The sequence below is a fragment of the Candidatus Planktophila sp. genome (assembly GCF_040402315.1).
Classification (GTDB): domain Bacteria; phylum Actinomycetota; class Actinomycetes; order Nanopelagicales; family Nanopelagicaceae; genus Planktophila.
Genome location: NZ_JBBAMU010000021.1, coordinates 1 through 16,275 on the forward strand (window position 1 = coordinate 1; position 16,275 = coordinate 16,275).

General features: G+C 49.5%; 12 protein-coding genes and 1 pseudogene. 12 read left to right on the forward strand and 1 reads right to left on the reverse strand.

The genetic code is table 11. The features are described from left to right. The first annotated feature begins 142 nt into the window (after positions 1–142). Genes obgE through gatB form a run of 6 tightly spaced genes read left to right on the forward strand, consistent with a single transcriptional unit; the run spans position 143 to position 7,358 of the window. Positions 143–1,657, forward strand: a complete 1,515-nt coding sequence (gene obgE, locus AC9UEP_RS04415) for a GTPase ObgE (protein WP_509544329.1) — start codon at positions 143–145, stop codon at positions 1,655–1,657. After that, positions 1,654–2,769, forward strand: a complete 1,116-nt coding sequence (gene proB, locus AC9UEP_RS04420) for a glutamate 5-kinase (protein WP_509544330.1) — start codon at positions 1,654–1,656, stop codon at positions 2,767–2,769. The genes obgE and proB overlap by 4 nt, the downstream gene beginning before the upstream one ends. Next, positions 2,766–4,034, forward strand: a complete 1,269-nt coding sequence (locus AC9UEP_RS04425; RefSeq protein ID WP_509544332.1) for a glutamate-5-semialdehyde dehydrogenase — start codon at positions 2,766–2,768, stop codon at positions 4,032–4,034. The genes proB and AC9UEP_RS04425 overlap by 4 nt, the downstream gene beginning before the upstream one ends. Before the next feature lie 26 nt (positions 4,035–4,060). Continuing rightward, positions 4,061–4,360 (forward strand): Asp-tRNA(Asn)/Glu-tRNA(Gln) amidotransferase subunit GatC, encoded by a 300-nt coding sequence (gene gatC / locus AC9UEP_RS04430; protein WP_509544334.1) that lies wholly within the window; start codon positions 4,061–4,063, stop codon positions 4,358–4,360. Further along, positions 4,357–5,853 (forward strand): Asp-tRNA(Asn)/Glu-tRNA(Gln) amidotransferase subunit GatA, encoded by a 1,497-nt coding sequence (gene gatA / locus AC9UEP_RS04435; protein ID WP_509544335.1) that lies wholly within the window; start codon positions 4,357–4,359, stop codon positions 5,851–5,853. The genes gatC and gatA overlap by 4 nt, the downstream gene beginning before the upstream one ends. Next, on the forward strand, positions 5,853–7,358 hold the full coding sequence (gatB, locus tag AC9UEP_RS04440) for an Asp-tRNA(Asn)/Glu-tRNA(Gln) amidotransferase subunit GatB (RefSeq protein WP_509544337.1): 1,506 nt from the start codon (positions 5,853–5,855) through the stop codon (positions 7,356–7,358). Before gatA ends, gatB begins: the two co-directional genes overlap by 1 nt. Positions 7,359–7,365: 7 nt before the next feature. On the opposite strand, the gene AC9UEP_RS04445 is transcribed toward gatB, so the two are convergent. Next, positions 7,366–8,829, reverse strand: coding sequence for an MFS transporter (locus tag AC9UEP_RS04445; protein WP_509544338.1), 1,464 nt, complete (start codon positions 8,827–8,829; stop codon positions 7,366–7,368). Between the two features lie 67 nt (positions 8,830–8,896). On the opposite strand from AC9UEP_RS04445, the gene ilvD reads away from it, so the two are divergent. The 6 genes and pseudogenes from ilvD to AC9UEP_RS04475 all read left to right on the forward strand — a co-directional run. Then, the gene (gene ilvD / locus AC9UEP_RS04450) at positions 8,897–10,570 is read left to right on the forward strand and encodes a dihydroxy-acid dehydratase (protein ID WP_509544340.1); all 1,674 of its coding nucleotides are present in this window, start codon (positions 8,897–8,899) and stop codon (positions 10,568–10,570) included. Between the two features lie 230 nt (positions 10,571–10,800). After that, positions 10,801–12,564, forward strand: coding sequence for an acetolactate synthase large subunit (locus AC9UEP_RS04455; protein WP_509544341.1), 1,764 nt, complete (start codon positions 10,801–10,803; stop codon positions 12,562–12,564). Then, positions 12,564–12,821 (forward strand): annotated as a pseudogene (gene ilvN, locus AC9UEP_RS04460) (acetolactate synthase small subunit); the annotation flags it as partial. The gene AC9UEP_RS04455 and the pseudogene ilvN, both read left to right, overlap by 1 nt. A 78-nt stretch (positions 12,822–12,899) precedes the next feature. Further along, complete coding sequence (gene ilvC / locus AC9UEP_RS04465) at positions 12,900–13,925, forward strand: ketol-acid reductoisomerase (protein ID WP_509544346.1); 1,026 nt, start codon at positions 12,900–12,902, stop codon at positions 13,923–13,925. Then, positions 13,891–15,510: a phosphoglycerate dehydrogenase gene (gene serA / locus AC9UEP_RS04470; RefSeq protein ID WP_509544343.1), complete on the forward strand. Its 1,620-nt coding sequence runs from the start codon at positions 13,891–13,893 to the stop codon at positions 15,508–15,510. Before ilvC ends, serA begins: the two co-directional genes overlap by 35 nt. Then, positions 15,510–16,275, forward strand: a 766-nt coding sequence (locus AC9UEP_RS04475) for a 3-isopropylmalate dehydrogenase (protein WP_509544344.1), incomplete at its 3' end; no start/stop codon positions are given. The genes serA and AC9UEP_RS04475, both read left to right, overlap by 1 nt.

The window sequence follows — 16,275 nt, forward strand, 5'->3', positions numbered from 1 at the left end:
GCAGTTGAATTCGGTCGCGCTCGCGGTCGTCGCGTAGTGAATGTAGTCCCTGCAGTTTAATTAAGGTGTCTCTACAAAGAGCGGGCCGCATTTATCGCGGTCCGCTTTTTTATTTAACAAATATTTAGAAAGGGTAGATGAGATGACAACATTTATCGATAGCGTCACTCTCTTTGCCACCGCCGGAAAAGGTGGCGACGGCTGCGTCTCGGTTAAGCGCGAAAAATTTAAGCCACTCGGTGGGCCAGATGGCGGTAATGGCGGACGTGGGGGAGACATCATTTTGGTTGTTGATTCATCTGTGACAACCCTGCTTGATTTCCATCACTCACCACATCGCAAAGCAACATCAGGTCATCAAGGATTTGGTGATCGCAAAGATGGAGTATCAGGTGAAGATCTCATCATGGCTGTTCCAAATGGCACAGTTATTTACGATGAAGATGGGACGCAAATTGCAGATCTCATCGGTATCGGCACAACTTTTCTAGCAGCACGTGGTGGCCACGGCGGATTAGGTAACTTAGCGCTCTCTTCTTCTAAACGCCGCGCACCAGGTTTTGCACTCCTTGGCGAGCCAGGTGAAGAACGCAGACTTACTCTTGAACTTAAATCTGTTGCTGATATCGCACTCGTTGGTTTTCCTAGTGCGGGTAAATCATCTTTAATTGCCGCCGTATCAGCGGCTCGACCAAAGATTGCTGACTATCCATTTACCACCCTTGTTCCAAATCTAGGTGTGGTGCAGGCGGGTGATACCCGCTTTACCGTGGCAGATGTTCCAGGACTTATTCCGGGTGCATCACAAGGAAAAGGTCTTGGACTTCAATTCTTGCGCCACGTAGAACGCTGCGTTGCACTCGTGCATGTTCTCGATTGCGGAACTCTGGAGACAGATCGCAACCCAGTTGATGATTTGGATGCTATTGAAAATGAGCTTGCCCTCTATGGCGGCCTGGAAGATCGCGTACGCATCATTGCGCTCAATAAAATTGACTTACCTGATGGCAAAGCGATGGCCGATATGGTGCAGGAGCAGTTGAAAGAAAAAGGTTACGAGGTTTACCCAGTATCTGCAGCAAGCCGAGAAGGTTTGCCTGAACTTATGTATGCCATGGCTCGACTTGTGCAACGCGAGCGAGCAGAAGCTGCGAAAGAAGAACGCACGCGTATCATCTTGCGCCCGGTTGCTGTCGATGATTCTGGTTTCTCGGTTCAACTCAATGGCGATGGATCCTTTAGCGTGCGCGGACAGAAAGTTGTGCGCTGGGTGCGCCAGACAAACTTTAAGAATGCCGAAGCCATTGGATATCTCGCAGATCGCCTGGCGCAGTTAGGTGTTGAGCAGGAACTCTTTAAGAAGGGCGCCGTTGCCGGTTCGGAAGTGCGCATTGGTTCTGGTGATAACGAAGTCGTATTCGAATGGGAGCCAACCATCGAAGCTGGCGCCGAACAACTTGCTGGCTTCTTACATCGCCGCGGAGAAGATTCACGTCTTGAAGGTGCATGGGGCGCGGTTGAGCCTGAGGTAGATAAACTTTCAGATGACGAAATAGCCCGGCAGTGGGAATATAACGTGCAAGAGCCAACAAATCCTGAAATAAAGTTATCATTAGCTCATCTAGAAGAGAGCGAAGAAGAAAGTCATGACAAGTGAACCGCGAGGCTTCAACCAGCGCTAAGCGCATCGTCATCAAAATCGGCTCGTCTTCACTTACCGGTGCTGCTGGGTCAGAGTTAGATCCACACGCTGTTGCAAAAATTGTTGACTTTGCTTACTCACTTAAAAAGCGCGGAGCCGATGTACTCCTAGTTTCATCTGGTGCAATTGCTGCTGGGTTGGCGCCATTGGGCTTAAAGGTTCGCCCAAAGGATTTAGCTACCCAACAAGCGGCAGCCTCTGTCGGACAAGGTTTACTTATTGCCGAGTACCACGAGAAGTTTTCATCCCATGGCGTTATTTCTTCTCAAGTTCTACTGACCACTGAAGATATTGTGCGCCGCTCGCACTACCAAAATGCGCAGCAAACGCTCAATAAATTGCTTTCACTGGGCGTTATTCCAATTGTCAATGAAAATGACACTGTCGGAACCCAAGAGATTAGATTTGGTGACAATGATCGGCTGGCAGCACTTGTTGCGCTACTTATCCATGCTGATTTATTGATTCTGGTTTCAGATATTGATGCGCTCTATGACGCGCCACCAACACAAAGTGGCGCCCAGCCAATTCGATATGTCGCCAAGATGTCAGATATCGAATCCATTGTCTTAGGTGGAGCAGGATCTGCCGGTGTTGGAAGTGGTGGAATGGTGACGAAGGTAGAGGCAGCGCGCATTGCAACGAGTGCTGGAATTCCTATGCTGCTTACATCCCTTGCTCATTGCGGTCATGCAGTAGCCGGTGAAGATTTTGGAACCTTCTTTGCAGCGCAAAGTTCGAAGGCTAACTCGCGTCTGCTCTGGCTGGCACATGCATCAACGCCACAAGGTCGCCTTATTCTGGATGCCGGAGCAGTGAAGGCAATTCTTGAGCGAGGAGTGTCGCTACTTCCGGCTGGTGTCACAGCTGTTGAAGGAGAGTTCATCTCGGGTGACACCGTTGAACTTGCCTCTGAAGCTGGCAAAGTGATTGCACGTGGCCTCGTTGCATTTGATTCAACTGAAATTCCACAAATGCTGGGACGTTCAACGAAGGAACTCGCAGCATCATTGGGCGCGGAATACGAGCGCGAGCTTGTGCATAGAGATGATTTAGTACTTCTATGAGCGCCGAAGCAATAATCGCCGAACTGGCGACTAAAGCTCGAATCGCTGCTCGCACTTTATCAACTGCCACAGGTGCCGAACGCAAGTCCGCACTTGAAGTCATTGCGAACGCAATTGAATCACGGAGCGCCGAAATCTTGGCTGCCAATGAGATTGATATGCAAAGCGCACAAAATGAGCAGATGCATCCGCAATTGCAGGACCGTCTTTTGCTTACCGCAGAACGTATTAAAGGTATTGCTGGGGGAGCGCGCCAAGTGGCAGCCCTTGCAGATCCACTTGGTCGCACTTTGCGAGAATCAACGTTAGAAAACGGGCTAGAGCTCAAGCAGATCTCTGTGCCATTCGGTGTGATCGGAATGGTCTATGAGGCACGTCCCAATGTCACCGTCGATGCCGCAGTAATTCTGCTGATGTCAGGAAATGCTGCGCTATTGCGTGGTTCATCATCGGCGCGTAATAGCAATGAAATATTGGTCAGCGTTATGCGCGATGCCTTGAGCACCACAAAGATTTCACCTGAGGTCATTCAACTTGTTCCATCAGAAGATCGGGCAACAACTAAGGCGTTACTGACGGCGCGTGGAAAGGTAGACCTTGTTATTCCACGAGGCAGCGCGGCCCTCATTCGTATGGTCGTTGACGAATCAACGGTGCCAACAATCGAAACTGGCGCTGGTGTCTGTCACGTCTATGTCGATGAATTTGCAGATATTCAAAAGGCGCTACCTATTCTTATTAACTCAAAGACACATCGGCCAAGTGTTTGCAACACAGCAGAGACCTTGCTGGTGCATAAGGCGATTGCGCCAACATTTTTGCCAATGGCGCTCAAAGCTCTTAGCGATGCTGGGGTTATTTTGCATACTGATGCAACAGCGCAGAAGGTGGCGCAGAAGTTCAACATTTCAGCAACTATTGCAACGGATGAAAACTGGTCGACTGAGTACGGTGTGCTGGAGATGAATGTGGGAGTCGTTGATTCCATTGATGCTGCAGCTGATCACATTGCGCAATACGGCACTAACCACACTGAAGCTATCGTGACAGAAGATAAGGCTGCCGCCGCTCGATTTATCGCCCTCTCTGATTGCGCTGCGGTGATGGTCAATACCTCAACCCGTTTTACCGATGGCGAACAAATGGGATTCGGTGCAGAGATTGGCATTTCAAATCAGAAGTTGCATGCACGTGGTCCAATGGGGTTAGAGGCGATGACAACTACTACCTGGATTGTTACCGGCACTGGCCAGATTCGCTCTTAAACCAAACCTTTTATAGACTCCAGCACATGAGCAGCCTCTCCCGCGATGATGTCGCAAAACTTGCAGGCCTTGCCCGAATTGAAATGACAGAGGAGGAGCTAGTAAGCCTTGCTTCCCAATTTGGAATGATTCTCGATGCCGTTGCTCGAGTGCAAGAGGTAGACCTGACCGGGGTGAAAGCAACATCGCATCCGCAACTTCTTGAAAATATTGCACGCCCTGATGTTGTCCTTCCTAGTCTTTCGCCAATAGATGCACTCTCTGGTGCTCCAGCACAAGAGGAAGCACGTTTCCGCGTTCCACAAATTCTTGGTGAGGCAGAATGATTCGCCAGAGCGCAACCCAGATGGCCGAAGCTTTGGCAGCTGGAACAACTACTGCAGTTGAATTAACGAAGGCACACCTTAATCAGATTGCCGCTGTTGATGGCCAGGTAAAAGCCTTTTTACATGTTGATGCTGAAGGCGCACTTGCGCAAGCAAAGGCAGTAGATGACAAACGTAAGAGTGGCGAAAAACTTTCACCTCTTGCCGGAATTCCATTAGCCCTGAAAGACGTGCTGGCACAACGCGGAGTTCCCACAACTGCTGGCTCAAAAATTTTGCAAGGTTGGTGTCCGCCATATGACTCAACAGTTGTTAGCAAACTTAAAAGTGCCGGCTTGGTGATCTTAGGTAAGACAAATATGGATGAGTTTGCGATGGGTTCATCGACTGAAAACTCTGGCTATGGCCCAACATTTAATCCGTGGGATTTAACTCGCACACCTGGTGGTTCATCGGGTGGTTCGGCAGCTGCTGTCTCCGCCTTTCAAGCACCACTTGCAGTGGGATCAGATACTGGTGGATCCATTCGCCAACCGGCGGCGCTAACCGGAATCGTCGGAGTTCGCCCCACATATGGCGCCGTCTCTCGCTTTGGTTTGATTGCATACTCATCAAGTCTTGATCAAGCCGGGCCCTTTGGTCGCACCGTATTAGATACGGCGCTGCTGCATGAAGTGATGGCAGGACATGATCCAAAAGATGCAACAAGTATTAACGCACCCGTTCCAGCAGTTGTTGCTGCGGCAAAGAGCGGTGATGTCAAAGGCATGAAGATTGGCGTGATTAAGCAGTTACAAGGTGCTGGATATCAGAAGGGCGTGCAAGCACGCTTTGATGAATCACTGCAGATTTTAGCTTCTCTTGGTGCTGAAATTGTGGAAGTAGATTGTCCAAACTTTGAATATGCACTTGCTGCCTATTACTTAATTGCTCCATCAGAGTGTTCTTCGAACTTGGCACGTTTTGATGCAATGCGCTACGGCCTTCGCACAGGAGATGCAGCTGGTGCATCGGCCGAAGCTGTCATGAGCGCCACTCGCGATGCTGGTTTTGGCCGCGAAGTAAAGCGCCGCATCATTCTTGGAACATACGCGCTCTCATCTGGTTATTACGATGCTTACTACGGCAGTGCGCAGAAGATTCGCACCTTAATCATTCAAGATTACGTAAAGGCATTTACGCAAGCTGATGTCTTGGTCTCACCAACGGCTCCCACAACTGCATATAAAATTGGTGAGAAAGTCGATGATCCGATGGCGATGTATTTAGGTGATGTGGCAACCATTCCGGTTAACCTTGCCGGAATCTGTGGCATGTCACTGCCTGCAGGTTTAGCTGAAGAAGATAACTTGCCAGTTGGTTTTCAAATCATGGCACCTGCTATGCAAGATCAGCGTCTCTATCAAGCAGGGGCAGCACTTGAAGCAGCGCTGCTTGCAGAATGGGGCGCACCCATTCTTTCCAAAGCACCAGTGTTGGCAGGAGGCAAGTAATGGCGCTTCCCACCTATGAAGAAGTAATTGCCAAGTGGGACCCAGTACTGGGTCTTGAGGTTCACGTTGAACTAAATACTCATAGCAAGATGTTCTGTTCTTGCGCCACAGAGTTTGGGGCAGCGCCAAATACCCAAACATGTCCGGTCTGCTTAGCCCTTCCTGGCGCACTGCCGGTGGTCAATGAGAAAGCGATTGAGTCAACGATTCTGATTGGCCTGGCACTGAATTGCAAAATTGCGCCGTATAGTCGCTTTGCGCGCAAGAATTACTTCTATCCAGATATGCCTAAGAACTTCCAGATTTCACAGTATGACGAACCAATCTGCTTTGATGGATATGTCGATGTCGAAATAGATACTGATGAAGGTCCCAAGCAATTCCGGATTGAAGTTGAACGTGTGCATATGGAAGAAGACACGGGAAAGTCACTTCACGTTGGTGGTGCTACCGGTCGTATTCATGGCGCCGACTATTCACTACTTGATTACAACCGTGCTGGAATTCCACTAGTTGAAATTGTTACCAAGATTGTTCCTGGCACAGGCAAATACGCACCAGAGGTGGCTAAGGCTTATGTGGCAGAGCTTCGCGACATCCTGCGCGGCCTGAAAGTATCTGATGTGAAGATGGAGCAAGGCTCATTGCGATGCGATGCCAACGTTTCCCTCAAGCCAATTGGCTCTGATGTTTTAGGAACCAGGTCGGAGACTAAGAACGTGAACTCACTTCGCTCGGTTGAGCGCGCCATCCGTGGGGAAATGATTCGTCACGCAGAGCTGCTCAATGAAGGCAAGAAAGTGAAGCAAGAGACTCGTCACTTCCAAGAAGATACTGGCCTGACTCGTTCTGGTCGCTCGAAAGAGCAGGCAGAGGATTACCGATATTTCCCAGATCCAGATTTACTTCCAGTAACACCTGCTGCCACCTGGATTGAAGAGCTACGTTTAACCTTGCCAGAACGACCATCACTACGTCGCAAGCGAATTAAAGAAGAGTGGAACGTGCCTGATAAAGAGATGCAGGCAATGATTAACGCTGATGTATTAGATATTGTTGAAGCAACTGTCTTGTTGGGCGCCGATCCCACCAAGGCGCGCACCTGGTGGCTTGGTGAAATATCGCGTATCGCGAATGATCAAAATATTGCAGTCACTGAACTTGCCATCACCCCGGCCGATGTTGCCGAACTTATCGCACTGGTTGCAGCAGGTGAGCTAACCGACAAACTTGCTCGTCAAGTTGTTGAGGGCGTTATCGCTGGCGAAGGAAAGCCAGCGCAAGTTGTGGCAAAGCGTGGCATTAAAGTTGTTAACGATGATGGTGCGCTCATGGCCGCTATTGAGAAAGTTTGTGCTGAACAAGCAGAAACTGCCGAGAAAGTTCGCGGGGGACACTTGCCAGCAGCTGGCGCCCTCATTGGCGCAGTCATGAAAGAGACAAAGGGCCAAGCAGATGCGGCGCGAGTTCGCGAGCTGCTACTTGGCCACTTAGGTCAAGGCTAGTAACTAGTTAGTGCGCTCCTGCTCCTTCAGTTTCAACCAGTGACTCTTTTCCAATATTGATAAAGAAAAAGAGCACAATTGCGCCCGCAAATAAAAGCACGGCGCTGACCTTAAATGCCGTGGTGAATCCATGCGTCACAGCAAAAGGTTGAACCATCTTTCCAAGTTCAGTATGTGTTGCGGCATAGGCAGTCGTTGCAGTTGCCGCAATGGTATTGAGCAGTGCAACTCCCAGTGATCCACCAATCTGCTGAGAGGTGTTGACCATCGCACTTGCAACACCGGTGTCACGCCCAGAGACGCCATGGAGTGAAGTTGATGTCAGCGGGATAAACACCAGTGCCATACCTGAGCTCATGATGAGTAGTGATGGAAGTACGTGTGTGACATAGCCAGTTTCAGGTGTGATGCGGGTGAGCATCAAAAGCCCAATTCCAGCGAAGATAAGCCCTGGCACCATGAGTGGCTTTGGTCCAATCTTCGGTAGCAGTTGGGATGCTACTCCAGCGAAGATGATGATGCCGACAGAGAATGGCAAGAATGCAAAGCCAGAGCGAAGTGGTGTGTATCCAAGAATCACTTGTAGGTAGAGACCAAGGAATAGGAACATTGAAAATAGCCCGGCTCCCACAATGAGTGAACCAAGGTATGAACCACCACGGTTGCGTTCGGTTATAACGCGAAGAGGCATCAGCGGACTTGCCACCTTTGATTCAATAACGACAAAGGCCATAAGCAGTACAACTGCTGCAGCAAAGAAGGTGAGCGCTAGGGAATCAGTCCAGCCCTCACGTGCTGCTTCATTAAATCCGTAGGTGAGAGAGAAGAGCCCAGCAGTTGCTGTCACAACTCCAGGAATGTCATATTTCTTATCGCCAGCAGCTTTTGATTCATGCACAAACTTGGCTGCCAAGATGGCTGCGAGGATCGCGATTGGAGTATTGACGCCAAGGCACCATCGCCATGATGTGTATTCGGTAAGAACGCCGCCGACGATAAGTCCAATAGCTGCGCCGCCACCAGAGATCGCGCCAAATACTCCAAATGCTTTTGCCCGCTCTTTTGGAACGGTAAATGTCACAGAGATAATTGCCAGGGCGGCCGGTGCAAGCAGGGCGCCGAAGACACCTTGTAAAGCGCGGGATGCAAAGAGCAGACCTTGAGTTGAAGCAAGACCACCGAGCGCCGATGCACCGGCAAATCCAAGGAGTCCAATGATGAAGATCTTCTTACGTCCCATGAAGTCACCTATGCGACCGCCAAGTAGCAGCAGTGAACCAAATGCCAATGTGTAGGCGGTGATAATCCACTGCTGATTGGCATCAGAGATTCCCAAATCAACCTTGGCACTTGGAATCGCGATATTCATGATTGAACTATCGAGAATCAACATCAATTGGGATATGGCTACGACGAAAAGCGTGCGCCATCTGGTTGGGTCAAGGGTGGTATCGGTTGCTTGCCTTGACACAGGGGTGTCTCCTTTTAATTGTTTTTAGCCTTGTCTCAGATCGAGGCGGTCAGGGTAGAATTCTCTCATGTCAAAGATGAAACCTCGCTCTGGACTTGTCACAGATGGATTAGAGCGCGCCCCAGCGCGTGGAATGTTGCGTGCAGTTGGAATGGGAGATGAAGATTGGGTGAAACCGCAGATTGGTATCGCATCTTCTTGGAATGAAATCACTCCATGCAATCTTTCATTAGATCGCCTTGCTAAAGCTTCTCGTAAAGGAATCATTGATGCTGGTGGATTTCCAATGCAGTTTGGAACTATCTCTGTCTCGGATGGAATCTCCATGGGTCACGAAGGTATGCACTTCTCACTCGTTTCACGCGAGGTAATCGCTGATTCAGTTGAAACTGTGATGCAGGCAGAACGCCTCGATGGCATGGTGACATTTGCTGGTTGTGATAAATCACTTCCTGGCATGATGATGGCGGCAGCACGCCTAGATGTGGCATCAGTCTTTGTCTATGCCGGCTCCACACTTCCTGGTCAGGTTGATGGAAAAGATGTCACCATCATTGATGCCTTTGAAGCAGTAGGTGCCTGTGCTCGTGGATTAATTACGCAAGAGCGGGTAGACCAAATTGAAAAGGCCATCTGTCCCGGTGAAGGAGCTTGTGGCGGAATGTTCACCGCAAACACCATGGCAAGTATTGCCGAAGCTATTGGCTTAGCACTGCCAGGATCTGCGGCGCCTCCTGCGGTAGATCGTCGGCGCGATGCATTCGCGGAGCAATCTGGTGCAGCAGTAGTGAATTTGATTGCAAAAGGAATTACTACTCGAGATATCTTGACCAAGAAGGCTTTTGAAAATGCCATCACAATCTTGATGGCACTGGGTGGTTCGACTAATGCGGTGTTGCACTTACTTGCTATCGCCCATGAGGCTGAAGTTGACCTGACGCTTGAAGATTTCCATCGCATTGGTTCCAAGGTTCCACTCATCGGGGATCTCAAGCCATTTGGAAAATTTGTCATGACCGATATTGACCGTGTGGGTGGAATCCCAGTTGTCTTGCGCGTCTTACTCGACGCTGGTTATTTGCATGGAGATTGCCTAACTGTCACCGGCAAGACCATGGCTGAGAACTTAGCTGACATCAAACCGCCGCTGGCTGATGGCGAAGTATTGCGTGCGATTGATAAGCCACTTTCGACAGATGTGGGAATCACAATTCTTGCTGGCTCACTTGCCCCAGAAGGTGCGGTCAGTAAGACGGCAGGTATTGGGGTTGAAAAATTTGAAGGCCCAGCTCGGGTATTTGAACGCGAACAATTGGCGATGGATGCACTTGAAAACGGAACAATTAAAGAAGGTGATGTAGTTGTCATCCGTTACGAAGGTCCTAAGGGAGGACCAGGCATGCGCGAGATGTTGATGATTACTGGCGCAATCAAAGGTGCTGGTCTGGGTAAGAAAACACTATTACTTACTGATGGTCGTTTCTCTGGCGGCTCCACCGGACTATGTGTGGGACACATCGCACCGGAAGCAGTTGATGGGGGACCGATTGCATTTATTAAAGATGGCGATCTGATTCGCATTGATATCGCTACTCGCAAACTTGATTTATTGGTCGATGCGGCAGAACTCGAAGCTCGCAAAGTAGGGTGGAAACCACTGCCCCATAAGTACACCCGCGGCGTGCTCGCCAAGTATTCAAAGCTTGTTGGGTCAGCATCCAAGGGCGCGGTCTGCGATTAATCCAACGCCCGCCAAATGGGTGTCTCATAAATTGAGACCTGCATCTCATCTCTTGACTCACAAGCCATCTACGTTGGAGAATAGGGGCATGCAATCAACACGTTCGTCAGTTCTTTCAGTGGTGGTGATTCGATAGCGCGTGCCTATAAGTCACACGCGCCCTCAGGTATCTGAGGGTTTTTTCATTTAACAAGATTAAGCACGATGAGATTAGGAAAAGGAGTACGAAGATGGCCACACACGTTCCAACAGCAAACGGCACCGCGATGACTGGGGCTACCGCGCTAGTGAAGGGCCTAGAGGCTGCTGGTGTTGAAGTGATGTTCGGACTTCCGGGGGGCGCAATTCTTCCTGCTTATGATCCTATTTATGATTCAACAATTCGCCACATTCTTGTTCGCCACGAACAAGGTGCTGGCCATGCTGCAACTGGATATGCCCAAGTTTCTGGTCGCGCCGGTGTTTGTATTGCAACATCAGGACCAGGTGCGACAAATTTAGTAACGCCACTGATGGATGCTTCGATGGACTCGGTGCCACTTGTTGCTATCACCGGTCAGGTGCCATCGGCTGCAATTGGAACTGATGCTTTTCAAGAAGCAGATATCCGTGGCATCACAATGCCATTTACTAAACATAATTATTTAATTACTGATCCTGCCGAAATTCCTGGCGCTATCGCCGAAGCCTTCCACATTGCAACAACAGGTCGTCCGGGCCCAGTTCTTGTCGATATTGCAAAAGATGCGCTGCAGAAGATGACAACTTTTAATTGGCCAACCTCAATTAATCTAGCTGGCTATAAGCCGCAGACAACACCGAACGCGCAGGCAATCACCGATGCGGCAGCGCTCATCGCACAATCTTCTAAGCCAGTCTTCTATGTGGGTGGTGGAGTAATCAAGGCAAATGCTGCGGCTGAACTTCGCGCAGTTGTGGAACTTCTTGGTGCACCTGTTGTCACAACTTTGATGGCGCGTGGTGCTTTTCCTGATTCACATCCTTTACATATGGGTATGCCTGGAATGCACGGAACAGTTGCTGCCGTAACTGCGCTACAAAAAGCAGACCTGCTTATTACCTTAGGTGCGCGCTTTGATGATCGTGTCACTGGCAAGCTCTCTACCTTTGCGCCAAATGCAAAGATTCTTCATGCCGATATCGATCCTGCTGAAATCGGTAAGAACCGTCATGCTGATGTGGCAGTTGTGGGCGATGTCAGAGAAACAATGGCGGCTCTTGTTCCGGCTTTGAAGGCAGCACTTGCTAAGAACAAGCCTGATCTCACCGCTTGGTTACGTCAGATGAACTCATTGAAATCAACTTACCCATTGGGCTTTGATATTCCAGAAGATGGTGCACTTTCACCACAGCTTGTGATCCAACGCCTTGGACAAATTTCTGGCACCGATACCATTTTCACCGCCGGTGTTGGTCAACACCAGATGTGGGCATCACAATTTATTTCTTACGAACATCCACGCACCTGGCTTAACTCCGGTGGCGCCGGAACCATGGGCTACGGCGTTCCAGCTGCAATGGGTGCAAAAGTTGCAGCACCTGATACAACTGTCTGGGCAATTGATGGCGATGGCTGTTTCCAGATGACTAACCAAGAATTAGTAACGTGCGCACTAAATAACATTCCGATTAAAGTTGCCATCATTAACAATGAATCACTCGGCATGGTCCGTCAATGGCAGACCCTGTTCTATGACAGTCGTTACTCAAATACATCACTTGAGTCCAAGCGCGTTCCTAACTTTCCGATGCTTGCCGAATCAATGGGTTGCGTGGGACTTGCCTGCGATCGCCCAGAAGATCTTGATAAGACAATTGAAAAAGCGATGTCTATCAATGATCAACCAGTTGTTGTCGATTTCCGTGTTCACCGTGATGCCATGGTCTGGCCGATGGTTGCCGCTGGCACATCAAATGACGAGATCATGATCGCTCGCGCCACCGCCCCTGACTGGGACTCACAGGAGCTCTAGTGACTACTGCATCGCGTCGCCAACACACGCTCGAAGTTCTGGTTGAGAACTCACCTGGAGTTTTGGCTCGTGTAGCTGGACTATTCTCACGTCGTGCCTTCAATATTGATTCACTCAATGTGGGACCAACGCAAGACCCAACAGTTTCCAAGATGGTTATCGTCGTTGGGGTGGAAGGTCACTCACTGGAGCAGGTAATCGCCCAGCTGGATAAGTTGATTAGCGTGATTTCAATTAAGGAAGTCTTGACTGGCAGTAAATCAGAAGTAATAAGCACACAACCCGACTATCAAAACTAAGCAAGAAACTACTAAAGGAGAAATACCGTGGCAACGATGTATCACGAAGACGATGCAGATCTAGCAATCATCCAAGGTCGCAAAGTTGCGATCATCGGTTACGGCTCACAAGGCCACGCACATGCCTTAAACCTACGTGACTCAGGTGTTGATGTTCGCGTTGGACTCAAAGAGGGTTCACCATCTCGCGCAAAGGCGGAAGCAGAAGGCTTGCGCGTTGTTAGCGTTGCCGAAGCGGTTAAGGAAGCGACTGTCATCATGCTCCTTGCACCAGATCACGTTCAGCGTCATATATATACAGATTCAATCTTGCCTAACCTAAAAAAGGGTGACGCCCTCTTCTTTGGTCACGGATTTAATATTCGTTTCGGTTACATCAAGCCAAATGCAGATATTGATGTGTGCATGGTTGCGCCAAAGGGACCAGGTCACATAGTGCGCCGCGAATACGCCGCAGGCCGCGGAGTTCCTGTCATCGTTGCAGTGGAACAAGATCCCACTGCCAGCGCATGGCCGCTCACACTTTCTTATGCAAAGGCAATTGGCGGACTTCGTGCAGGTGGAATTCTTACAACCTTCACCGAAGAGACTGAGACAGATCTATTCGGTGAGCAGGCAGTTCTCTGTGGTGGCGCTTCCCAACTAGTGATGTATGGCTTCGAAACTCTAGTTGAAGCTGGATACCAGCCAGAGGTTGCATACTTCGAGTGCCTGCACGAACTCAAGCTCATTGTTGACCTTATGTATGAAGGTGGAATCGCAAAGCAGCGTTGGTCTGTTTCAGATACAGCTGAATTCGGTGACTATGTCTCAGGACCACGTGTCATTGATCCACGCGTAAAAGAGAATATGAAGACCATCCTGTCTGAAATTCAATCTGGTGCATTTGCAAAGCGCTTCATTGATGACCAAGAAGCAGGTGGAGTTGAATTTAAAGCGCTACGTGCAAAGGGTGAAACTCACATTATTGAAAATGTAGGACGCGAACTTCGCAAGATGTTCACCTGGATTAAGAGCTCAAATAAGGATGATTACAAAGAGGGAAGTGCCGCGCGTGGCTAAACCCGTTGTATTAATTGCTGAAGAACTCAGCGCTGCAACACTGGATGCCCTAGGACCTGACTTTGAAGTTCGCAATTGCGATGGTGCAAACCGCGCTGAACTTCTGGCAGCACTGGGTGCCGGCGTTGATGCAGTTCTGATTCGCTCTGCGACCAAGATGGATGCAGAGGCAATCACTGCAGCTAAGGGTCTTAAAGTCATTGCTCGCGCGGGTGTTGGTCTTGATAACGTTGATATTCCGGCGGCAACTGCAGCCGGAGTAATGGTTGTTAATGCACCGACTTCAAATATTGTCTCAGCGGCAGAGCTCGCAATTTCATTATTGCTTGCCTCTGCTCGTTTTATCTCACCAGCACATGCGGCACTTCGTAATGGCAAGTGGGCGCGTTCAAAGTACACCGGAGCCGAACTCTTCGAAAAGACTCTTGGTGTGGTTGGTTTCGGACGCATTGGACAACTAGTCGCCCATCGCATGCAGGCATTTGGCATGAACATCATCGCCTTTGATCCTTACTTGCAGCCAGCAAAGGCGGCGCAGTTAGGTGTTGAATTGGTAGAACTCGACGAACTTCTTAAGCGAAGTGATTTCATCACCATTCACCTTCCTAAGACAAAAGAGACCGCCAACCTCATAGGTGTGGAAGCGCTGAAGAAGGTAAAGAAGGAAGTTCGCATCATCAACGCCGCACGTGGTGGAGTACTTGATGAGACCGCGCTTTATGATGCCATCGTTGAAGGTCGCGTTGCTGGAGCAGGCCTTGATGTCTATGTCACCGAGCCATGCACTGACTCTCCGTTATTCCAACTAGATCGCGTTGTTGCAACTCCGCACCTTGGTGCATCTACTGATGAAGCGCAAGAGCGTGCCGGAATTGCAGTTGCCGTTTCAGTGCGTAAAGCACTTACTGGTGAACTGGTTCCTGATGCGGTCAACGTTAAGGGTGGAGCTATTCACGATGAGATTCGTCCGTCACTTCCACTTGTGGAGAAGATGGCACAACTAGCAACTGCTATTGCTGGTGAAACTCCAGTCTCAATAGAGATCATCGTCAAGGGTGATATCTCTGGTCATGATTCTTCTATTCTTGCAATCAGTGCTCTGAAGGGAGCCCTCGTTGCATCAGGTGCCGAAGATGTTACTTACGTCAATGCACCAGGATTAGCTACAGAACGCGGAGTTACATCTTCTGTAACAACAACACCGGATAGCCCGGAATACCGCAGCATGATTTCACTGCGCGCAGCTCTTAACAACGGAAAATCAATTACCGTTGATGGAACTCTCATGGGTATCCGCAAGGTGGAGAAAATCATTGCAATTGATGGCTTTGATCTCGATCTGCCACCGACGGAAAACTTACTTTTCTTGCGTTATGCAGATAAGCCAGGAGTAGTTGGTGCGGTAGGTAATGCACTAGGTAGTGCGAAGATAAATATTGCTGGAATGCAGGTTGCTCGTGTATCGGCTGGGGGCAACGCGCTCATGGCACTTACCGTTGATTCTCCTGTCTCTGACACGGTTGCCGAAAGTGTTAAGAAAGAGACTGGCGCCGAGATAGTTCGATCAGTAACGTTGGTGAACTAATGTCGCGCACAATTAACCTTGCAGTTATTGCCGGCGATGGAATCGGTATCGAAGTTGTTACTGAAGGACTAAAAGTTCTTGATGTCATTGCGGCCAAGTACGACCTCACCGTCAATAAGACTCACTACGACTTAGGTGCCGGATATTGGCATCGCACGGGCGAGGTACTTCCAGATTCAGTTCTGGCAGAACTTGCCAAGTCAGATGTCATCTTGCTTGGAGCAGTGGGAGATCCGACTGTCCCTAGTGGAATTCTGGAGCGTGGACTTCTACTTAAACTCAGATTCGCATTCGATCACTACATCAACTTACGTCCGGCAAAGTTAATGCCTGGCATTACAGGTCCACTAGCTACCAAGGCGCCCATCGATTTCATCGTTGTTCGCGAAGGCACCGAAGGTCCTTACGTGGGCGCTGGTGGAGTACTTGCGGAAGGCACACCTTTTGAGATTGCAACGGAAGAGTCACTTAATACTCGACGTGGAGCAGAGCGTGTTATTCGTGATGCCTTTGCTCGCGCCGTTGCTCGCGAACGCAAGAAACTCACCCTTGTTCATAAGAACAACGTGCTCACGCGTTCGGGCAGTCTCTGGACTCGCACATTTAATGATGTTGCTAAGGAATTTCCAACAGTAACTACTGATTATCTGCACGTGGATGCTGCCTCTATGTTCTTTGTTACCAACCCAGAACGCTTTGATGTGGTTGTCACAGATAATCTCTTCGGAGATATCTTGACCGATATCGCAGCTGCAATCTGTGGCG